This is a genomic window from Bacteroides pyogenes DSM 20611 = JCM 6294 (assembly GCF_000428105.1).
In the GTDB taxonomy this organism is placed as follows: Bacteria; Bacteroidota; Bacteroidia; order Bacteroidales; family Bacteroidaceae; genus Bacteroides; species Bacteroides pyogenes.
Map to the genome: position 1 here is coordinate 36567 of NZ_ATZH01000014.1, position 22743 is coordinate 59309.

Genomic DNA, 22743 nt, shown 5'->3' on the forward strand with positions numbered 1-22743 from the left:
TTTTAAAATGGAAAACTTACAACCTGTTCATAAAATCATTCCTTTTTATTTTGAAAGATTAAAAAACATTCTTAGCTTTGCAAACACATTTGTTAATGATAAGTAAACTTCTACGCACATTACTTATTGAACAAAAAATCTAAGATATAGAAATCGTGGAAAAACAAACTTATTCTTACGAAGAAGCCTATGAAGAATCTTTACGATATTTTCAAGGCGATGAGCTTGCTGCAAGAGTGTGGGTAAACAAATATGCAGTAAAGGATTCTTTCGGAAATATCTACGAAAAGTCTCCGGAAGACATGCATTGGAGAATAGCCAACGAAGTAGCCCGCATCGAAGCGAAGTACCCCAACGGACTCACGGCAAAAGAGCTTTACGACTTGCTCGATCACTTCAAGTACATCGTTCCTCAAGGAAGTCCGATGACCGGTATCGGCAATGATTACCAGGTAGCTTCACTGTCCAACTGTTTTGTTATCGGAGTAGACGGCTCTGCCGATTCGTACGGCGCCATCATCAAAATCGACGAGGAACAGGTACAACTGATGAAACGGAGAGGAGGCGTAGGACACGATTTATCGCACATACGCCCGAAAGGTTCTCCTGTGAAAAACTCGGCACTGACTTCCACCGGACTGGTTCCTTTCATGGAACGTTATTCGAACTCCACCCGGGAAGTAGCGCAAGACGGGCGACGGGGAGCACTCATGCTGAGTGTTTCAATCAAGCATCCCGACTCGGAAGCTTTCATCGACGCTAAAATGACCGAGGGGAAAGTAACCGGAGCGAATGTCTCCGTGAAGTTGGACGACGCCTTTATGCAGGCGGCGGTAGACGGGAAACCATACATTCAGCAATACCCTATCGACTCACCGAACCCGAAAGTGACGAAGGAAATAGACGCTTCCACTTTGTGGAAGAAAATTGTACACAACGCATGGAAGTCGGCAGAACCCGGAGTCCTCTTCTGGGATACCATCATTCGCGAGTCCGTACCCGATTGCTATGCCGACTTAGGATACAGGACCGTATCGACAAATCCTTGCGGAGAAATACCCTTGTGCCCCTATGACTCCTGCCGTTTGCTGGCTATCAACCTATATTCTTACGTAGTGAATCCATTCAAGCCGGACGCTTATTTCGACTTCAACTTGTTTAAGAAGCACGTAGCTCTGGCACAACGCATCATGGACGACATCATCGATCTCGAGTTGGAAAAGATCGAGAGCATCATGCATAAGATTGACGCCGACCCTGAAAGCGAAGAGGTGAAACACTCGGAGCGCTTGCTTTGGGAAAAGATTTACAAGAAAAGCGGACAGGGACGCCGGACAGGTGTAGGCATCACTGCGGAAGGAGACATGCTGGCAGCCTTAGGACTTCGCTACGGTACGGAAGAGGCTACCGAGTTTTCGGAGGAAGTACATAAAACAATCGCCTTGTGCGCTTACCGTTCATCCGTAGACATGGCGAAAGAGCGGGGAGCGTTTGAAGTTTACAGCAGCGAACGCGAACAGAACAACCCGTTCATCAGGCGTCTGGCTGAAGCCGATCCGCAGCTATACGAAGACATGAAGAAATACGGACGGCGCAACATCGCTTGCCTGACTATCGCCCCGACAGGAACAACCAGCTTAATGACGCAAACCACTTCGGGAATCGAACCGGTATTCTTGCCCGTGTACAAGCGTAGAAGGAAGGTGAACCCGAATGATACCAATGTACGCGTGGATTTTGTGGATGAAACCGGCGACGCTTTCGAGGAATATATCGTGTTCCACCATAAGTTTGTGACGTGGATGGAGGCTAACGGATACGACCCTGCCAAGCGATATACACAAGAAGAAGTGGACCAATTGGTGGCGAAATCGCCTTACTACAAAGCCACTTCCAACGATGTCGACTGGCTGATGAAGGTCAGAATGCAGGGAAAGATACAGAAATGGGTAGACCACTCCATCAGTGTAACGATCAATCTGCCGAACGATGTGGACGAAGACTTGGTGAACCGCCTCTATGTGGAAGCATGGCGCTCAGGGTGCAAAGGTTGCACCGTATATCGCGACGGATCGCGTTCGGGAGTTCTGATCGCAGCAAAAGCGGAAAAGAAGAAAGACGACGAGCTTCCTCCGTGCAAGCCCCCCACAGTGGTGGAAGTACGCCCCAAAGTGCTGGAAGCTGATGTGGTACGTTTTCAGAACAACAAAGAGAAATGGGTGGCATTTGTCGGCTTGATGGACGGACATCCGTACGAGATATTCACCGGATTGCAAGACGATGATGAAGGGATTTTATTACCCAAGAGCGTAACGATGGGACGCATCATCAAGAATGTGGACGAGGAAGGAAACAAACGCTACGATTTCCAGTTTGAGAACAAGCGGGGATACAAAACAACGATCGAAGGATTGTCCGAAAAGTTCAACAAAGAGTATTGGAACTATGCGAAACTGATCTCGGGAGTACTTCGTTACCGGATGCCGATTGAGCAAGTTATCAAACTCGTAAGTTCACTGCAATTGAACAGCGAGAGCATCAACACTTGGAAGAACGGTGTAGAACGCGCTTTGAAGAAGTATGTACAAGACGGAACGGAAGCCAAAGGCAAAAAATGCCCGAATTGCGGAAACGAGACTCTGGTATATCAGGAAGGTTGCCTGATCTGTAAAACTTGCGGCGCTTCAAGGTGCGGATAAAAAAAACAGGAATAGCGTACGAAACAGAAACGCACTGTAAGACTCATTGCCGCCTGCTTTAAAACTCGGATTCATACGGATTGATGTAAAAACGCCAAGTTCGGCTTATGCAAATCCGCATGAATCCGAGTTTTTAGCGGCATAACGGTTCTTTTTTACCGCAACCGCTTTATTTTTCTCGGAAAATTATCTTATACTTGCACCGACATTAGTCGTTAACCCGAAAAAGCAGTCGATAAATGCACGTATCATTTCATATAGAATACCGCACCAATTGGGGCGAAGAAGTAAAAATAGCCGGTCTGTTCCCCCATCCCGTCGCTTTACAGACCACAGACGGCATACATTGGACGACCGAAATAGAGCTCGAAATCCCCGAAGAAGGCGCAACGATTCATTACAACTACCGGATAGAAGAAAACGGCACAGTGACACGGAAAGAGTGGAACCATCTGAAACGAAGCCTTTTCCTGTCGGGTTCTTCCAAAAAGCGATACCGGATACACGATTGTTGGAAAAACATTCCCGAACAGCTGTACTACTACAGCTCCGCTTTCACCGATATTCTTCTGGCGCATCCCCACAGGGATGCCCTCCCGCCAAGTTACAACAAGGGTCTGATAATAAAGGCATACGCGCCCCGTATCGATGACAATTACTGCCTCGGCATTTGCGGAAACCAAAAGTGCCTGGGAAACTGGGACCCCGACAAAGCCGTATTGATGAGCGACGCGAACTTCCCCGAGTGGCAAGCGGAACTCGACGCTTCCAAACTGAAGTTCCCGTTAGAATATAAGTTTGTGCTGTATAACAAGCAACAGAAGCAGGCAGATTGCTGGGAAAACAACCCCAACCGCTATTTGGCAGCTCCGTCACTGAAGGCCAATGAATCCATCGTCATTTCCGACCGGTATGTTTTTTTCGACACGCCGCTGTGGAAAGGAGCCGGTACGGCCGTGCCCCTTTTCTCGCTGAGGTCGGAACAGAGCTTCGGAGTGGGCGACTTCGGCGATTTGGAACGTCTGACCGACTGGGCGGTAAGCACCAACCAGAAGATTATACAGATTCTGCCCATCAACGACACGACGATGACGCACACATGGACAGACTCTTATCCGTACAACAGCATTTCGATCTACGCCCTGCACCCGATGTATGCCGACATCAGCCGGATGGGAAAGCTGAAGGACAAAGAGGCGGCTGCCGCTTTCGAAAAGAAGCAGCAGGAACTGAACAGCCTGAATTCGGTAGATTACGAGGCTGTGAACCGGAACAAATGGGGGTTTTTCCGGCTCATCTTCGCGCAAGAAGGCGAAAAGACGCTGCGTTCGAGAGCGTTCGAAGCATTTTTCGAATCGAACAAAGAGTGGCTTCTGCCCTACGCCGCATTCAGCTACCTGCGCGACAAATACGGTACGCCCGACTTCCGGCAATGGCCCCGACACGCAGTGTTCGAACCGGAAGAAATCGCCGCGATGTGCCGCCCCGATTCCGGCATATACCCCGAAATAGCGATTCATTACTTCGTTCAATATCACCTGCACAGGCAGTTGACCCGTGCAACGGAATATGCACGCCGAAACGGTGTAGTACTGAAAGGAGACATTCCGATAGGCATCAGCCGCAACAGTGTAGAGGCATGGACAGAGCCGCATTATTTCAACATGAACGGACAAGCGGGCGCGCCGCCCGACGACTTCTCGCAGAACGGACAGAACTGGGGATTCCCCACTTACAATTGGGAGGCGATGGAAAAAGACGGTTACGCCTGGTGGATGAAGCGTTTCCGCAAAATGGCAGAGTATTTCGACGCTTACCGGATCGACCACATCCTCGGCTTCTTCCGCATCTGGGAGATTCCCATGCACGCCGTACACGGTCTGCTGGGGCGGTTCGTACCCTCCATCCCCATGAGCCGGGAAGAGATAGAAAGCTACGGCATCGGCTTCCGCGAAGAGTTGCTCAGCCCCTACATCCACGAATCGTTTCTTCATCAGATCTTCGGCCGCCACACCGAATCGGTGAAAGCCGCCTTCATCGAACCGACAGGCGAAGCGGGATTGTACCGGATGAGAAAAGGTTTCGAGATGCAACGGCAAGTGGAAACCTTTTTCGCGGACAAGGCAACAGACTCCGACACAGAGATAAAGGAAGGGCTTTACAGCCTCATCAGCAACGTATTGTTCATTCCCGACCCGAAAGAAGAAGGCAAGTATCACCCGCGCATAGGCGTGCAACGCGATTTTGTGTACCATGCGTTGAGCCATGAAGAGAAAGCGGCCTTCGACAAATTGTACGACCGGTATTACTACCATCGGCACGACCTTTTCTGGCAGCAGCAAGCCATGAAGAAACTGCCGCAGCTTACGCAAGCCACCCGCATGCTCATCTGCGGCGAAGATCTGGGGATGATTCCCCACTGCGTGCCTTGGGTGATGAACGAGCTTCGCATTCTCAGTCTGGAGATACAGCGAATGCCCAAGGATCCGGCGCACGAATTCGGACGCCCCGAAACATATCCCTACCCATCGGTGTGCACCGTCTCCACACACGACATGTCGACTTTGCGAGGCTGGTGGGAAGAAGACCATCAGCAGATACAGCGTTATTACCGGGACGTATTGGGGCACTACGGCAACGCTCCTGCGTCTGCCACGCCGGAATTATGCGAAGAAGTAATCAGAGATCATCTGGGCAGCCGCTCCATGTTCTGCATCCTGTCGCTGCAAGACTGGCTTTCCATCGACAAGAAGCTGAGAAACCCGGACGTACGGGAAGAGCGTATCAACATTCCGTCGAACCCGAGCCATTATTGGCGATACCGGATGCACCTCACGCTGGAGGAGCTGATGCAGGCGGAGGAGCTTAATAAAAAGATACGTGAACTGATTAAGTACACCGGCAGAAATCCGAAGAAATAAGCACGCTTTCGAACCGGCGGTGTGTCCCCGGAGTTCAACTGATCCATCCGGCAAGAGTGAGTATCCACGCACACAACACCGCACGCCCGCCGGCTCATAAGGCTATGAGTTTCAAAAAAGAAAGTCGCCAGACGAAAAACGCAGTTTCCGATTGAAACCAACAGAACCTTTGTTTGAGGAAAATAAAGCCTCTGATTGAAACAAGCAGAGCTTTTATTTAGAGGAAACGAAGCCTCTGATTGAAACCGACAGAGCTTCTATCTGAACAGAAATACTGCCGCCGGTTGAAGCAGGCAAAGCCCTTAGCTGAGCACAATACTGCCGGCGGTTGAGACAAGCACAACTTTTACCTGAACAGAAAACTGACACCGATTGAAACAAGCAGAACATTTATTCGAACGAAACGAAACCACTCTCCTGCAACAGCAGCTTTCGTCCTCCCCCGCCGCTGCATTCCACAACTCATCGAACAGCCCCGCTACAATAAGAAAAGGCTGTAACCGCCATCGACAGTTACAGCCTTCATCCAATCATATATTAAAAGTATATTTATTATTCAGCCAACTTATTGTCTGAGCCCAACACGTTGATGATCTTGTGCTTGTACAGTTTCTCCATGCTGTCGCGAGCCGGTCCCAGATACTTGCGGGGGTCGAATTCAGCCGGTTTCTCAGCAAACACACGACGAATAGCAGCCGTCATAGCCAGACGTGAGTCGGAGTCGATATTGATTTTGCAAACCGCAGATTTAGCAGCTTTGCGCAACCACTCTTCGGGAATACCGATAGCAGCCTTCAACGCTCCACCGAATTTGTTGATCGTTTCCACCTCTTCCTGAGGAACGGAAGAAGAACCGTGCAGAACGATGGGGAATCCGGGCAACTCTTTCATCACAGCATCCAACACGTCGAATGCCAAAGGAGGAGGAACCATACGGCCTGTTGCCGGATCTACATGACATTGTTCCGGAGTAAATTTGTAAGCTCCGTGAGAAGTTCCGATAGAAATAGCCAAGCTGTCGCAACCGGTCTTCGTAACGAAATCAACCACTTCATCCGGCTCGGTATATGTATGGTGGTCTGCGGAAACATCATCTTCCACACCGGCCAATACACCCAGCTCGCCCTCTACAGTCACATCGAACTGATGAGCGTATTCAACCACTTTCTTGGTCAACGCAACGTTTTCATCGTAAGGAAGGTGAGAACCATCGATCATAACCGAAGAGAATCCCATATCGATACAAGATTTGCAGGTTTCGAAAGAGTCTCCGTGATCGAGGTGAAGAACGATTTCCGGCTTTTCGCATCCCAGTTCCTTTGCGTATTGCACAGCGCCTTCCGCCATATAACGCAGCAAAGTCTGGTTGGCATATTGACGGGCTCCTTTCGAAACTTGCAAAATCACCGGAGATTTAGTCTCGACTGCAGCCTTGATGATGGCTTGCAACTGCTCCATGTTGTTGAAGTTGAAAGCAGGGATAGCATATCCGCCTTTGATAGCCTTTGCAAACATCTCTCTGGTATTTACCAGGCCTAAATCTTTGTAATTAATCATTTTGTTTAAAGTTTATTGTTAGTGAATAAAATTCTACGCAAAGGTAGAAATAATCCTTTTAATAGAAAAAAGAGAACGTGGAAATATCTCATTGATAATAATAATTTAATCCTATTTCAATATATTAAAAGATATTTCCGCGGGTTATTGCCACCTCTGCGTGACAAACTTTTCTTTTTGATTCTTTTTCTTTGCTATTTCGTTGAAATGCATTATCTTTGCGCACTGAAAATGACCATTACACTATTTCTTACCAAAATAGTAACAGAATATATAATTTTTAAAAGCAGATACTGAAATGAAAAAAGGTCTTCATCCAGAATCATACCGTCCGGTAGTGTTCAAAGATATGTCAAACGGCGATATGTTTTTGTCGAAATCAACTGTAGCAACCAAAGAGACCATCGAATTCGAAGGCGAAACATATCCGTTGCTGAAGATTGAAATCTCGAACACGTCACACCCGTTCTATACAGGTAAATCTACGTTGGTAGACACCGCCGGCCGTGTCGACAAGTTCATGAGCCGCTACGGTAACCGTAAAAAGAAATAATTCTATCTTTTTAGAATGAGACGAAGGGATTGTCCGACATACGGGCAGTCCCTTTCTTTTTGCCTTTTATGACAGGCGACAAAAGGACACATGCGCGTACTTCTATATTTTTTTTGCAAGTCCGCCCGCAGTTCCCATAAAGGCGAATAGGCTTTTCCGCAACTTTTGCCATCGCTTTGCAGAGGATATATTCAGGTATTTCTGAAAGCGAATGAAGACTTCCGATACACGCTTATTTCATTTCTTTCTGAAATATTTTCAATATATCTAATCCGGGCGTCCGGTTTTTTTCGTACTTTTACCCCTCGTTGGGAAATTATGCTTTTTCCAACCCTGAGAACAGAGAAAGAAAAAACAATATATAAAAATGAATCACAAATGGAATTATCGACCCATTACACCCGAACAGGCGGAGAAAAGCCGGAAATTAGCTCAAGAGTTAGGGATTAGCCCTATACTTGCACAACTTCTGGTGCAACGCGAAATAACGGAAGCGGCAGATGCCCGGAAGTTTTTCCGCCCGCAGTTGCCCGACTTGCACAATCCGTTTCTGATGAAAGATATGGATATTGCAGTGGAGCGCCTCAACAAGGCGATGGGAAAGAAAGAGCGTATTTTGGTTTACGGAGACTACGACGTAGACGGAACTACTGCCGTAGCTTTGGTTTACAAGTTCATCCAACAGTTCTATTCGAACATCGACTACTACATACCCGACCGCTATAGTGAAGGATATGGAGTTTCCAGACAAGGGATAGACTATGCCGCCGAAACCGGCGTAGGGCTGATTATTGTGCTCGACTGCGGAATCAAAGCAGTGGAAGAGATTACGTATGCCAAAGAGAAAGGCATCGACTTTATCATCTGCGACCACCATGTGCCGGACGATGTTCTGCCGCCTGCCGTAGCGATACTGAACGCCAAACGCCCGGACAACACGTATCCCTACACACATCTTTCGGGGTGCGGAGTGGGTTTCAAGTTCATGCAGGCATTCGCCATGAACAACGGCATCGAATTTCACCACCTCATTCCCCTGCTCGATCTGGTAGCAGTGAGCATCGCCTCAGACATTGTGCCTATCATGGGCGAGAACCGTATCTTGGCTTTCCACGGACTGAAACAGCTCAACAGCAATCCCAGCATCGGCATTAAGGCAATCATCGATGTGTGCGGATTGTCGGAACGGGAAATCACGATCAGCGACATTGTATTCAAAATCGGACCGCGCATCAATGCCTCCGGACGTATACAAAGCGGGAAAGAGGCTGTCGACCTGCTGACGGAAAAGGACTTCTCGACAGCGCTGGAGAAAGCCGGACAAATCAACCAGTATAACGAAACACGCAAAGACCTCGACAAAAGCATGACGGAGGAGGCGAACCGTATTGTCAGCCACTTAGACGGACTTGCCGACCGGCGGTCTATCGTGCTCTTCAACGAAGAGTGGCACAAGGGGGTCATAGGTATCGTCGCCTCACGGCTTACGGAAGTTTACTATCGCCCGGCGGTGGTATTGACACGTACCGACGATACGGCGACAGGTTCCGCGCGTTCCGTATCCGGATTCGATGTTTATAAAGCCATCGAATATTGCCGCGATCTTCTGGATAACTTCGGCGGGCACACTTATGCGGCAGGGTTGTCGATGAAGGTGGAGAATGTGGAAGCCTTCGTCCAACGGTTCGAAGAGTATGTGTCGCAGAACATCTTGCCGGAGCAGACGAGCCCGGTGATAGATATCGATGCAGAGATAGATTTCAAGGATATCACTCCCAAATTCTTCAGCGACCTGAAGAAATTCAATCCGTTCGGACCCGAAAACAGCAAACCGATATTCTGCACGCATCATGTGTACGACTACGGAACGAGCAAGGTGGTGGGACGCGAACAAGAACATATCAAACTCGAACTGGTGGACAACAAATCGAACAACGTAATGAACGGCATCGCTTTCGGACAAAGTTCGCACGTGCGCTACATCAAGACGAAACGCTCGTTCGACATCTGCTACACCATCGAAGAAAACACCCACAAGCGGGGCGAAGTCCAACTGCAGATTGAGGATATAAAGCCGATTGAATAAATACCGGGAAATATTAAAGCAATATTGGGGATACGACTCTTTCCGCCACCTGCAGGAAGAAATCATCGACAGTATCGGCGAAGGCAAAGACACATTGGGATTGATGCCTACCGGAGGCGGTAAGTCCATCACATTCCAGGTACCCGCCCTTGCGAAAGCAGGATTGTGCATCGTCATCACGCCTCTTATCGCCTTGATGAAAGACCAGGTGCAGAATCTGCGTAAACGGGGCATCAAGGCGGTTGCCGTATATTCCGGAATGACACGGCAAGAGATTATCACCGCGCTGGAGAACTGCATCTTCGGCGATTACAAGTTTCTCTACATATCGCCCGAACGGTTGGACACGGAGATATTCCGCATCAAGCTGCGGGCAATGAAAGTCTCCATGATTACAGTAGACGAAAGCCACTGCATCTCGCAATGGGGATACGACTTCCGCCCTGCTTACCTGAAAATAGCGGAAATAAGAGACATGCTGCCCGGTGTTCCCGTTTTGGCGCTCACCGCCACCGCTACTCCCGAAGTGGTGAAAGACATTCAAACACGGTTGAAGTTTGCCGCGACGAATGTGTTCCGCATGAGCTTCGAACGCAAAAATCTGGCTTATTCGGTGCGGAAAACAGATGATAAGACCGGAGAGATGCTGCGCATTCTGCGAAAGATACAAGGCAGCGCCATTATCTATGTGCGCAACAGACGGCGGACGAAAGAAATCACCGGGCTTTTGGTAAACGAAGGCATTACCGCCGATTTCTATCACGCGGGGTTGGACAATGCCGTGAAAGACCTCCGCCAGAAACGCTGGCAAAACGGGGAAGTACGTGTAATGGTAGCTACAAACGCTTTCGGAATGGGTATCGACAAGCCCGATGTACGCATCGTGTTGCACCTCGATTTGCCCGATTCTCCCGAAGCCTACTTTCAGGAGGCGGGACGCGCCGGAAGGGACGGGGAGAAAGCCCATGCCGTCATCCTTTATGCCCGGTCGGACAGAACAGCGCTCCATAAACGGATAGCCGACACTTTCCCGCCGAAAGAATACATACTTGATGTGTACGAACACCTGCAATACTACTATCAGATGGCAATGGGCGACGGTTTTCAATGCGTCCGCGAGTTCAACCTCGAAGAGTTTTGCCGGAAGTTCAAATACTTCCCCGTACCGGTGCACAATGCGCTCAAGATTCTCACACAGGCAGGATATCTCGAATACACCGACGAACAAGACAATGCTTCGCGCATTCTTTTCACCATCCAACGGGACGAGCTGTACAAATTGCGGGAAACAGGAGCGGAAACAGAAGGACTTATACAGGCCATCCTCCGTTCGTACACCGGCGTCTTCACCGATTACACATACATCAGCGAAGAAACGCTCATGGTACGTACCGGGCTGACCCGCCAACAGGTGTACAACATATTGGTCATGCTCACCCGGCGACGTATCGTAGACTATATCCCCCGCAAAAAGACACCATATATAATATACACCCGCGAACGGATGGAATTGAGGCACATGCATATTCCTCCTTCCGTATATGAAAAACGGAAAGAAAGATACGAAGCCCGCATCCGCGCGATGGAAGAGTATGTCGTCTCCGAACATGCATGCCGCAGCCGCATGTTGCTGCGTTACTTCGGAGAGAAGAACGACCACAATTGCGGACAATGCGATGTCTGTCTCGACAGGGGGAATACAAACCGGCTCACAGAGTCGTCGTTCGAAGACCTGAAGCGCCGGATTCTTCATCAATTGTCCCGACACCCTCTTACTCCCGCAGAGATAAGCAATGCAATGGAAGCGGAAAAAGAGAGAATCAGCGAAGTGGTTCGTTACTTATTGGAAGAAGGAGAACTGAAGATGCAAGACGGAATGATACATATTTCGAAATAAGTTGCTATTTTTGCAGAGAAACCTAAAAAACGATACAGCATGCCTAACTTTTTTAAATCTTTCTTTTCCGGAAAGTCGGAAACTCCGGAAAGTGAAAAGAAAAAAAACGACCGAAAGAAATTCGAGATATTCAAATTCGACGGCTTGCGCGCTCAGCGCATGGGACGTCCCGATTACGCAGTGAAATGCTTTACCGAAGCTCTTGCCATCGAAGAAGAGTTCGAAACGATGAGTTACCTCAGCCGTCTTTACATCGGGATGGGCGAAATGGAGAAAGCCCGTACTTTGCTCGAAAAGATGGGGAAAATGGAACCTCATTTCGCGGATACGTTTCTTACACTCGCCAATGTCTGCTACATGCAGGAAGATTATCGGGGAATGGAAGAAGCAGCCAACCGGGCAATCGGCATCGAAGAGGCGAACGCAGTCGCTCACTTCCTTTTGGGGAAAGCCCGCAAAAGCCGGAACGACGACCTTATGGCTATCGGGCATCTGACTAAAGCCATTGTTTTAAAAGACGACTTTACAGAAGCCCGGCTGATGCGCGCGGAATCATTGCTGCAAATGAATCAATACAAAGACGCGGAAGAAGATATCGATGCCGTGCTTTCCCAAAATCCGGAAGAAGAATCGGCCATTCTCCTGCGCGGAAAACTCAAAGAGGCGACCGGATTGGAACAGGAAGCCGAAGCGGACTACCGGCTGGTTACGGAAATGAATCCTTTCAACGAACAGGGATACCTTTATCTCGGACAGTTGCTCATCAGCCGAAAGGATCCGGCCGAAGCCATCCGCGTATTCGACGAAGCCATCGACCTGAATCCCGACTCCGCCGAAGCGTATAAAGAACGCGGACGTGCCAAACTGCTGAACGGAGACAAGGAAGGTTCTGTAGAGGACATGAAAAAATCATTGGAACTGAGTCCTAAGGAGGAGACCCGGTTGAGCGGAGAGTTTAAAAACATCGGCTCCAACACCGAAACGTTGCCGGGAATATTCTGAATAAGCGCCCTGCCCGCTTTACGCGGAGACACGTCCCCCCTACCTTGGTAATCCAAAGAAACAAGAAATAAATCTGTGCCTTATGAGAAGCCTTCTTTACTTCATCTTCGCCCTACTCCTGCTCTCATGTAAGGAGTCCGACAAACATCGGATAGCACGGCTCACGGAAGCATGGACAGGAAAGACCGTCTACTATCCGGCAGACAGCGTGTTCGAATCGTTCGACGCCGACTCCGTACGCAAGTATTCCTTGAAGCGCACCGAATATACCGTGGTTACCTACATCGACTCGTTGCAATGCGCCTCAGACCGGTTACGGCTCGAAGAATGGGAATCATTCCTGCAAGCTTTGCGTCCGGTAGCGAAAGGAAGAGTCACCTGCCTTTTCTATCTCCATCCCGAAAACAGGGAGCAAATGATTGCCAAACTTCGGCAATCGGCATTCAACTTTCCGGTTTGCATAGATGAAGACAATGTGTTCTACAAGCTAAATCGTTTTCCTGCCGACACGCTTTTTCGAACTTTTCTGGTGAACAGCGAGAATAAGATTGTGGATATAGGCAACCCCGCAGAAGATCCGAAAGTAAGAGAACGATACCTCCAAAGAATAATGGATACAAAACCCGATCCCGACTGACGATAACACCGGAGCAGACGAAAGACGAACCGACCGTTACGGCAGGTGAAGATGTTCCGACTGACGACAACACCGAAGCGGGCGAAAGACCTTTGGCAGTAGCATGAATGTTGAAAACAAGCCCGGAATCCACTCTCTTCCCGATTACGAAACCATCGTATCATCGATCTCAAGCTATCGCATCACTGTTCCCGGAACCATCGCATCATCCGCCACGGAGCCATGGCATCATCGATCTCAAGCTATCGCACACTGTTCCCGGAACCATCGCCTTACCGATGACGGAGCTAGCGCCGGTGCGCTCCAAGGCTCCTTTCCCTTACGAATCCTCCACAATCTGCCTTTTTTACTCTAAATAACCGAAAAGAATAAAAAAACTTTGTTTTTTACTTGTATATAATGTTTTTTTATTACTTTTGCCTCAGAAATCGAAACACTAATTGAAATTCGGATGAAATCGTTTACTTATGCATATTACTTCTTTTTTTACTTTTACTTTTATCACAAAGTAGAGCGGGAGTTTGTATGTATCAAGTGACAGTGATGCTTAAAGACCAAAGGAAAGAATAAATCATATAAATCCCGCTCCGATTATGGACGCGGGATTTTTTTATATCATATCGTATACCAATGAAAAAGATAGCCATTCAAGGAACAACCGGTTCTTATCACGACATAGCGGCGCACAACTACTTCGAAGGAGAAGAGTTGGAAATAATCTGTTGTCCCACTTTCGAAGAAGTGTTCGCTTCGGTTCGCAAAGACAGCCGGACCATAGGGATGCTGGCCATCGAAAACACGATTGCCGGAAGCCTGCTCTACAACAACGAGTTGCTGCGACAGAGCGGGACGCAGATTATCGGCGAATATAAGCTGCGAATTTCGCACAGCTTTGTCTGCCTGCCCGATGAAGATTGGGAAGACCTGACGGAAGTCAACTCCCACCCCATCGCTCTGATGCAATGCCGCGAGTTTCTGAACCGACATCCGCAACTGAAAGTGGTGGAGAGTGAAGACACCGCCCGCAGCGCGGAAATCATCAGCCGCGAAAACCTGAAAGGACGTGCGGCCATTTGCTCCAAAGTAGCGGCGGAACGCTACGGAATGAAAGTGCTTCAGGAGGGAATAGAAACGAACAAACACAACTTCACCCGCTTTCTTGTCGTGGCAGACCCGTGGCAGGCGGACGAACTTCGCGGGCATGGCACCCCCAAGCCCGACAAAGCAAGCATCGTATTCATGCTGCCTCACACCGAAGGAAGCCTGTCGCAGGTTCTTTCCATCCTCTCTTTCTACAACATCAACCTCACCAAGATACAGTCTCTCCCCATCATCGGACGGGAGTGGGAATATCAATTTTATGTGGACATCGCTTTCGGCGATTACCTGAGATACAAACAAGCCATAGCGGCAATTACTCCATTGACCAAAGAACTTAAAATTTTAGGAGAATATGCAGAAGGAAAATCAAACATATAACATCGCTCCGGCGAGCCGGTTGGACGGCGTGAGCGAATACTACTTCTCGAAAAAACTGAAAGAAGTGGCGCAAATGAACGCGGAGGGGAAAGATGTAATCAGCCTGGGCGTCGGCAGTCCCGACATGCCGCCTTCGGAGAGGGCGATAGAGACGCTGTGCAGAAATGCGCACGACCCTGCCGGGCACGGCTACCAGCCTTACACGGGCATTCCCGAACTTCGCAAAGGTTTTGCCGATTGGTACAGCCGCTGGTACGGAGTAGACTTAGATCCGGCTACGGAGATTCAACCGCTGATCGGTTCGAAAGAAGGTATCCTCCACGTCACGCTGGCATTTGTCAACCCCGGCGAGCAGGTATTGGTGCCTAATCCCGGCTATCCCACATACAGTTCCTTGAGCAAACTGCTGGGCGCCGAAGTGGTTTATTACGACCTGAAAGAAGAGAACGGGTGGTTGCCCGATTTCGAATCTCTGGAACAAATGGATCTGAGCCGTGTGAAGCTGATGTGGACGAACTATCCGAACATGCCCACCGGCACGAATGCCACGCCCGAGCTGTACGAACGCTTGGTAAGCTTCGCGCGGCGGAAGGGGATTGTGATTGTGAACGACAATCCATACAGCTTTATCCTGAACGAAAATCCCGTCAGCATTCTCAGCGTACCAGGAGCCAAAGAGTGCTGCATAGAGTTCAACTCCATGAGCAAAAGCCACAACATGCCCGGATGGCGCATCGGTATGCTGGCATCGAACGCAACCTTTGTGCAATGGATACTGAAAGTGAAAAGCAATATAGACAGCGGAATGTTCCGTGCCATGCAACTGGCTGCCGCGACGGCCCTTGAGTCCGGCCGCATCTGGTACGAAGGAAACAACAGCCGTTACCGCAACCGCCGCCGCCTTGCCGGAGAAATTATGCAGGCATTGGGGTGCAGGTACGACGAAAAGCAAGTCGGCATGTTCCTATGGGGAAAGATTCCCGACTCGTGCAACGATGTGGAAGAACTGACCGAAAAGGTTTTGCACGAGGCCCGCGTGTTTATCACTCCGGGATTTATCTTCGGAAGCAACGGAGCCAGATATATACGCATTTCACTCTGCTGCAAGGAGGAGAAGCTGGAGGAAGCCCTCCGGCGAATCCGCCGGATGTAAGATATTGGAGACAAAGATTCGGTTACTGCCTTATATGGTCTGAAGGCGTATCGGCTTGTCGGTTTATTCATTCGTCAACTAAAAAAACAAAAATATGGAACTGGAATCTATTCTATTACCGGGCATCGACGTAAAAAGGCCCATTGTCATCGCCGGACCGTGCAGTGCGGAGACAGAAGAGCAAGTGATGAACACAGCCAGGCAATTGGCTGCCAAAGGACAAAAGATATTCCGCGCCGGAATATGGAAGCCTCGCACCAAACCGGGTGGTTTCGAGGGAATTGGAGTCGAAGGACTTGTCTGGTTGAAAGAGGTCAAAAAAGAAACAGGCATGTATGTCTCTACCGAAGTAGCGACTGCCAAGCACGTATACGAGTGTCTAAAAGCAGGAATAGATATGCTTTGGGTGGGAGCGCGCACCACAGCCAACCCCTTTGCCGTTCAGGAAATAGCAGACGCTTTAAAAGGCGTCGACATTCCCGTATTCGTAAAAAATCCCGTAAACCCTGATCTCGAACTTTGGATCGGAGCATTGGAACGAATCAACAACGCGGGGCTGAAACGTCTGGGAGCCATTCACCGCGGATTCAGCAGTTACGATAAAAAGATATACCGCAATCTGCCTCAATGGCACATTCCTATCGAGTTGCGCCGCCGCATTCCGGAGCTGCCCATCTTCTGCGATCCGAGCCATATCGGAGGGAAGCGCGAACTAATAGCTCCGCTTTGCCAGCAAGCCATGGACCTGAATTTCGACGGGCTCATCGTAGAAAGCCACTGCAACCCCGATGAAGCATGGAGCGATGCCGCACAACAGGTGACTCCCGACGTACTCGAATACATACTCAACCTCTTGGTCATCCGCAACGAAACACAGTCTACCGAAAACCTCTCGGAACTTCGCAAACAGATAGACGAATGTGACGACAACATCATTCAGGAGCTCGCCAAAAGAATGCGCATTGCACGAGAGATAGGCACATACAAGAAGGAGCACGGAATCACCGTGTTGCAAACGGGAAGATACAACGAGATACTCGAAAAGCGCGGAGCGCAGGGCGAACAATGCGGAATGAACGCCGAGTTCATGAAGAGTATATTCGAGGCCATTCACGAGGAGTCCGTCCGCCAGCAGATGGAGATTATCAACAACGGTCAATAACAGATGCACCCATTAGTAAAACATCGAAAAAAGATATGAGAATATTGATATTGGGAGCCGGAAAAATGGGTTCCTTCTTTACAGACATACTGAGTTTCCGGCACGAAACGGCCGTATTCGACGTCAATCCGCATCAACTGCGCTTTGTTTACAACACCTATCGGTTCACCACACTGGAAGAAATCAGGGATTTCGAGCCGGAGCTGGTCATCAACGCCGCCACGGTGAAGTACACGCTGGACGCCTTTCGCAAAGTGCTTCCCGTGTTGCCCAAAGACTGCATCATCAGCGACATCGCCTCCGTGAAAAACGGACTGAAGAAGTTTTACGAAGAGAGCGGCTTTCGTTATGTTTCCACTCATCCCATGTTCGGCCCCACCTTCGCCAGCTTAAGCAATCTGGGGAACGAAAACGCCATTATCATCAGCGAAGGCGACCACTTGGGCAAGATTTTCTTTAAAGATCTCTATCAGACCCTGCGCTTAAACATCTTCGAATACACATTCGACGAGCACGACCGGACTGTAGCCTACTCGCTCTCCATCCCATTCGTCTCCACTTTGGTGTTTGCCGCCGTGATGAAACATCAGGAAGCGCCGGGAACTACTTTCAAAAAGCACATGGCTATTGCCAAAGGGCTGATGAGCGAAGACGATTATCTGCTGCAGGAGATTTTATTCAATCCCCGCACACCGGGACAAGTGGAGAATATTCGTTTGGAGCTGAAGCGGCTATTGGAAATCATCACCAACAAAGATGCCGAAGGTATGAAGAAATATCTGGCTAAGATACGGCAGAATATTAAATGAGGCACACAGTAGGAAAACGGCCATAGAAGCGTTTCGGACGCTTCGGGGAATCCGTAAAAAAAACAAGCCGTTAGGCAAGAGAAAAAAAGCCCGCCGCCTCTGAAAAAAAGCCCGCGGGCTTTAAAAAAAAGGCGGCGGGCTTTGAAATCAAACACGGCGGGCTTTGAAAAAAAGGCGGCGGGCTTTTCTCTCAAGCACCGCCGCCTTTTTTACACTATATCTTCATCGAATTGCCATGGGGTTACTGCTTTAGCTCCAAACGCCGCCCTGCTTACTGAACTATACATTCACCAAGCGGGTGCAGGCTTACTGCTTCAATTTCAAACGCCGCCCTGCTTACTGCATCATACATTCACCAAACAGGTGCAGGCTTACTGCTTCAATTCCAAACACCGCCCTGCTTACTGCATCATACATTCACCAAACAGGTGCAGGCTTACTGCTTCAATTCCAAACATCGACCTGCTTACTGCATATACATTCATCAAGCGGGTACCGGCCTAATGCTTCAATCTTAAAACATCGCCTGTTTGTTGCAAGCAAATTGTAACTCACGGCAATCGGCGTTATCCCTCACGGCGTTTCTTCTTAAAGAAGCCCTTTTTCCGATAAATAGCGCTCGGCTTCAATCGCAGCCTTACATCCGCTGCCTGCCGCAGTAATTGCCTGACGATAATGGGAGTCGGCTACATCGCCTGCCGCAAAAACTCCCGGAACCTTTGTACGCGGTGTGTTTCCTTCCGTAAGAATGTAACCCACCTCGTCGGTATCGAGGTATTGCTTGAATATATCCGAATTAGGCTTATGCCCGATTGCCAGGAAGAAGCCGTCTATCGGCAATTCATAACGTTCTTCGTCAGACTCGCCCAAACGTTTCACCAGCTTGACGCCTTCCACTCCTCCATCTCCGAACAGCCCTACGGCATTGTGTTCGAAAAGAATTTCGATCTTTTCATGAGCCATCACACGTTCCTGCATAATCTTTGAAGCCCGCAAATAAGGTTTGCGAACAATCAGATAGACTTTAGAGGCCAAACCTGCCAGATAAATGGCTTCTTCGCAAGCCGTATCACCGCCGCCCACTACCGCAACCACTTTCTTACGATAGAAGAACCCGTCGCATGTAGCACAAGCGCTCACACCCATGCCCGCATATTTCTTCTCGTCATCCAGGCCCAAATATTTGGCTGTCGCGCCGGTAGAGATGATAAGCGTATCGGTTTCGATCACTTTCTCCTCATCGATAGTTACTTTGTAAGGAGCCTTGCTCAAGTCTGAAGCGGTAGCTACGCCGAAACGGACATCCGCTCCGAAGCGAACAGCCTGCGAGCGAAGGTCTTCCATCAGTTGCGGACCGCTGATTCCTTCCGGATATCCGGGGAAATTCTCCACATCTGTGGTCGTTGTCAACTGGCCTCCCGGTTGCAATCCTTCATAAAGCACGGGATTCAGGTTGGCGCGTCCCGCATAAATCGCCGCAGTGTAACCGGCCGGTCCGGACCCGATAATCAAACACTTTACTTTTTCTATTTCCATCACGTTATTTCTTTTTTATATTTACTTTCCATCATACGCCCATCCAAGCACAAAAGCCCGAACAGAACGGCCTTATCTCAAATCAATGATTTCTGCTTTCGGAAACTTCTTTTTGTCGAACACAAAATCGGCATCGGCATATTTCTTGCCGATTTGATAGGCGGTAACCGTTATTTCGGAACGGTTTTTTGCTCCCGGCTGCTGAAGCGAAATAAAAACCGGCTGATAAGTATTCCGGGCTACGTAAAGAACGATACGCGAAAAACTCTGTTTCCGGTCTGTTGCCGTCAGAATTACTTCAAAAACCGGCTTCCCATGAAAATCGGCAACTTTCCCCAAGGCATAAGAGAAGCCTTTCCGGTAACTATATAATAAAGCGTACGGATTTATAGTCCGAAGTTCTTCCTGCGTAGGGTTACTGATATTCACTTCATCGCTGCCGTCCATATAGCTCCATTGCGTTGTTCCGTCGAACCAAGTTGTCGCTTCCGAAGTTTTCAGCAGAAATTTCTCGCCTTTCAACCGAATCAAGCCATCGGAAAAGCTCTCCAATTGGCCGTTGTTATACGTCTTAACCGCAAATTCGGCCTGAACTCCTCCCGCTTTGCGAAAGGCTTCCGCCGCATTGTCCAAAACAGTTTTAGCCTGCGGCTGCCGTTGCTGGGCAGCCACAGGTAAAGACAATAAAGCTACTATAATACTAAAGATATATTTTCTCATTTTTGAATAAACGGACTGTTATTGTAAATTGTTCAAACGCATTTCCAAGTCATTGTCATCCACGCACATCACATCACGGGCTTTACTGCCTTGTGCCGGACCGACAATGCCGGCTCTCTCCAATTGGTCCATAATTCTTCCTGCACGGTTGTACCCGATCGAGAATTTACGCTGGATTAATGAGGTAGACCCTTGCTGATGAATAACCACCAAGCGGGCGGCATCCTCGAACAACGGATCGAGGCGTCCCATATCGACATCACCCGGTTCGCCTCCGCTCTCTTCATTCACATATTCAGGCAGAAAGAAAGCAGTGGGATATCCTTGCTGACGAGCGATGTATCTGGTAATCTCCTCCACTTCCGGCGTATCGATAAAAGCACATTGCACACGCACCGGATCGGCTCCTTGCAAGAAAAGCATATCGCCTTTACCTATCAGCCGATTGGCACCGGGACGGTCGAGAATGGTGCGGGAGTCCATCATGGCGGATACACGGAAAGCAATACGGGCGGGGAAATTCGCCTTAATGGTTCCTGTAATGATGTTCGTGGTCGGACGCTGAGTAGCAATAATCATGTGAATACCCACCGCACGTGCCAACTGAGCGATGCGCGCAATCGGAAGTTCCACCTCCTTGCCGGCAGTCATGATCAAGTCGCCGAACTCATCGATTACGACAACGATGTACGGCATGAATTTATGTCCTTTTTCCGGATTCAGGCGGCGATTGATGAACTTCTCGTTGTATTCTCTGATGTTACGCACATGAGCCATTTTCAGCAGGTCATACCGAGTATCCATTTCCACACAAACCGAATTCAACGTCTGCACCACTTTGGTCACATCCGTAATGATAGGTTCTCCCTCATCGGGCAGTTTGGCAAGGAAATGATTCTCAATCACCGAATAGATGCTGAACTCTACCTTCTTGGGGTCGACCAGCACAAACTTCAGCTCGGCAGGATGCTTCTTGTAAAGCAGAGAAGTGATAATGGCATTCAGCCCCACGGATTTACCCTGTCCCGTCGCTCCCGCCACCAATACGTGAGGCATTTTACAGAGATCGAACATGAAAACCTCGTTCGTGATTGTTTTTCCGAGAACAACCGGCAGTTCAAACTTGGATTCCTGAAACTTCTTGCTGCCAATCACGCTTTGTCCCGAAACAATCTTCGGATTTTTGTTCGGCACCTCGATACCGATTGTTCCTTTTCCCGGTATGGGAGCAATGATACGGATTCCGTCCGCCGAAAGACTCAATGCGATATCATCTTCGAGTCCCCTGATTTTAGAAATACGCACTCCCTGCTCCGGAGTTATCTCATATAAGGTAACCGTAGGGCCTACGGTTGCTTTAATGGTACTGATCTCGATGCCGAAGCTCCGCAACGTATTGATGATTCTGTCCTTATTCGCATTTTGCTCTTCCATGTCAATGGTTGGTTCGTCATTATCAAAATGCTTCATCAAGTCGACAGTAGGGAAACGATAGTTTTCCAAATCTTTGGTCGGATTATAAGGCTCCTGTTCCGGCCCGCGATACTCTTCTTCTTCGACGGCGCTTTCAACCTCAAATCCGGGTTCGGCTTCGTCGAACCGTTCTTCCTGAGCTGCTGCGAAATCTGCTTCGGTCGGCACTTGTCCGATAGTCATGGCAATACCGTTTCCATTCGGAGGTTCCGGAGTATCTCCTTTCAATTGAGGATTATCCGGATTCGTATGCTTATCGTTTTCGCCAACCACTTGCATATCGATTGCAGGAGCAGACGGTTTCGCCGCATTGTGCTTCAAATCAAATTCCACTTCTTTCGGGCGGGATATGGTAAACTCATGAGTCTCTTCACGCTCCGGAACAGGATGTTCTTTCCGTTTCCGCCTGAGGAAACTCAACCCGAACAATTTGCGAAGCCAAGTAATGGTTCGCCTGCTGAGATAAATAAAGAAACAAATGGCTGTCACCAGCAAAAGCATCCACACACCGGGAACTCCCACCTGCGAAATCAGCCACCGGCTTACATTATATCCATGCATTCCGCCGAGATAAATGAAAGAGTCCTGATAATGATCCATAAAAGCGAATCCGAAGAAAACGGAAAACCAGATCAATAAAAGCGAACACCCGACAAACCATTTCCATAAACGCACGTTACGCACTTTCATAAGCTTCAGTCCGGCTACAGCCAAAAACACAAGAATAAAAAAAGAAGAGATGCCGAAGCAGTCATTAATGAGATAGCTTGCCAGCTGCGCTCCCCGCGAACCCGCATAATTCTTCACATGATTGTTGACCGCCGACAGGTCGGCAGGATTACCGCTGTCGATAATGCTCTGGTCGGCCGCGCCGGTAAAGAAGAAAGAAGAAAACGCCAATAACAGATAAACCGAAAAAATGACCAGCATCAGTCCGACGACAAAATGTATAGTCTCATTCCTTAATGCATTTCCAGCTTTATCAAAGGAAGACGAATTCTTTTTATTCTCTTTATCCGATTTCTTTTTTGCCATGAGTATATTCTGTTTTATCTTTAA

Annotated in this window: 14 protein-coding genes and 2 pseudogenes; 11 read left to right on the plus strand and 5 right to left on the minus strand. The window is 48.9% G+C overall.

Going from position 1 to position 22743, the window contains the following annotated elements; all coding sequences use genetic code 11:
- The first annotated feature begins 155 nt into the window (after positions 1 to 155).
- Both C234_RS0104710 and C234_RS0104715 read left to right on the plus strand, forming a co-directional pair.
- Positions 156 to 2699 (plus strand): adenosylcobalamin-dependent ribonucleoside-diphosphate reductase, encoded by a 2544-nt coding sequence (locus tag C234_RS0104710; RefSeq protein WP_027324829.1) that lies wholly within the window; start codon positions 156 to 158, stop codon positions 2697 to 2699.
- Positions 2700 to 2938: 239 nt separating this feature from the next.
- Positions 2939 to 5620, plus strand: coding sequence for a 4-alpha-glucanotransferase (locus C234_RS0104715; RefSeq protein ID WP_027324830.1), 2682 nt, complete (start codon positions 2939 to 2941; stop codon positions 5618 to 5620).
- Between the two features lie 552 nt (positions 5621 to 6172).
- On the opposite strand, the gene C234_RS0104720 is transcribed toward C234_RS0104715, so the two are convergent.
- Entirely contained in the window at positions 6173 to 7177 is a 1005-nt protein-coding gene (locus C234_RS0104720) for a class II fructose-bisphosphate aldolase (protein WP_021644499.1), read from the minus strand.
- Between the two features lie 298 nt (positions 7178 to 7475).
- Between C234_RS0104720 and C234_RS0104730 the strand changes: the two genes are divergently transcribed.
- From C234_RS0104730 to C234_RS0104775, 9 genes are all read left to right on the plus strand, one after another.
- Positions 7476 to 7730 (plus strand): type B 50S ribosomal protein L31, encoded by a 255-nt coding sequence (locus tag C234_RS0104730; protein ID WP_027324831.1) that lies wholly within the window; start codon positions 7476 to 7478, stop codon positions 7728 to 7730.
- Positions 7731 to 8097: 367 nt separating this feature from the next.
- A complete protein-coding gene (gene recJ, locus C234_RS0104735; RefSeq protein WP_027324832.1) occupies positions 8098 to 9816 on the plus strand; it encodes a single-stranded-DNA-specific exonuclease RecJ in 1719 nt (572 codons plus the stop codon).
- Positions 9809 to 11713 carry a RecQ family ATP-dependent DNA helicase gene (locus C234_RS0104740; protein ID WP_027324833.1) on the plus strand — a complete coding sequence of 635 codons (1905 nt, stop codon included), beginning with the start codon at positions 9809 to 9811 and terminating at the stop codon, positions 11711 to 11713. Before recJ ends, C234_RS0104740 begins: the two co-directional genes overlap by 8 nt.
- A 39-nt stretch (positions 11714 to 11752) precedes the next feature.
- Complete coding sequence (locus tag C234_RS0104745; protein ID WP_027324834.1) at positions 11753 to 12715, plus strand: tetratricopeptide repeat protein; 963 nt, start codon at positions 11753 to 11755, stop codon at positions 12713 to 12715.
- A gap of 82 nt (positions 12716 to 12797) precedes the next feature.
- The gene (locus C234_RS15845) at positions 12798 to 13352 is read left to right on the plus strand and encodes a hypothetical protein (RefSeq protein WP_051290159.1); all 555 of its coding nucleotides are present in this window, start codon (positions 12798 to 12800) and stop codon (positions 13350 to 13352) included.
- 630 nt (positions 13353 to 13982) lie between these two features.
- Positions 13983 to 14831, plus strand: coding sequence for a prephenate dehydratase (locus C234_RS0104760; protein WP_021646592.1), 849 nt, complete (start codon positions 13983 to 13985; stop codon positions 14829 to 14831).
- Positions 14806 to 15984: a pyridoxal phosphate-dependent aminotransferase gene (locus C234_RS0104765; protein ID WP_027324835.1), complete on the plus strand. Its 1179-nt coding sequence runs from the start codon at positions 14806 to 14808 to the stop codon at positions 15982 to 15984. Before C234_RS0104760 ends, C234_RS0104765 begins: the two co-directional genes overlap by 26 nt.
- Before the next feature lie 94 nt (positions 15985 to 16078).
- Entirely contained in the window at positions 16079 to 17146 is a 1068-nt protein-coding gene (locus C234_RS0104770) for a bifunctional 3-deoxy-7-phosphoheptulonate synthase/chorismate mutase type II (RefSeq protein WP_027324836.1), read from the plus strand.
- 35 nt (positions 17147 to 17181) lie between these two features.
- The gene (locus C234_RS0104775; protein WP_027324837.1) at positions 17182 to 17955 is read left to right on the plus strand and encodes a prephenate dehydrogenase/arogenate dehydrogenase family protein; all 774 of its coding nucleotides are present in this window, start codon (positions 17182 to 17184) and stop codon (positions 17953 to 17955) included.
- 588 nt (positions 17956 to 18543) lie between these two features.
- Here the strand turns inward: C234_RS0104775 and trxB are convergent.
- From trxB to C234_RS18250, 4 genes and pseudogenes are all read right to left on the minus strand, one after another.
- A complete protein-coding gene (trxB, locus tag C234_RS0104780) occupies positions 18544 to 19491 on the minus strand; it encodes a thioredoxin-disulfide reductase (RefSeq protein WP_034536929.1) in 948 nt (315 codons plus the stop codon).
- Positions 19492 to 19563: 72 nt separating this feature from the next.
- Positions 19564 to 20211 carry an outer membrane lipoprotein periplasmic chaperone LolA1 gene (gene lolA1 / locus C234_RS0104785; RefSeq protein ID WP_027324839.1) on the minus strand — a complete coding sequence of 216 codons (648 nt, stop codon included), beginning with the start codon at positions 20209 to 20211 and terminating at the stop codon, positions 19564 to 19566.
- Between the two features lie 18 nt (positions 20212 to 20229).
- Positions 20230 to 21807, minus strand: a pseudogene (locus C234_RS18245) (DNA translocase FtsK); the annotation flags it as partial.
- A 192-nt stretch (positions 21808 to 21999) separates the two neighbouring features.
- Positions 22000 to 22719: pseudogene (locus C234_RS18250) on the minus strand (DNA translocase FtsK 4TM domain-containing protein); the annotation flags it as partial.
- Between the last annotated feature and the right edge of the window lie 24 nt (positions 22720 to 22743).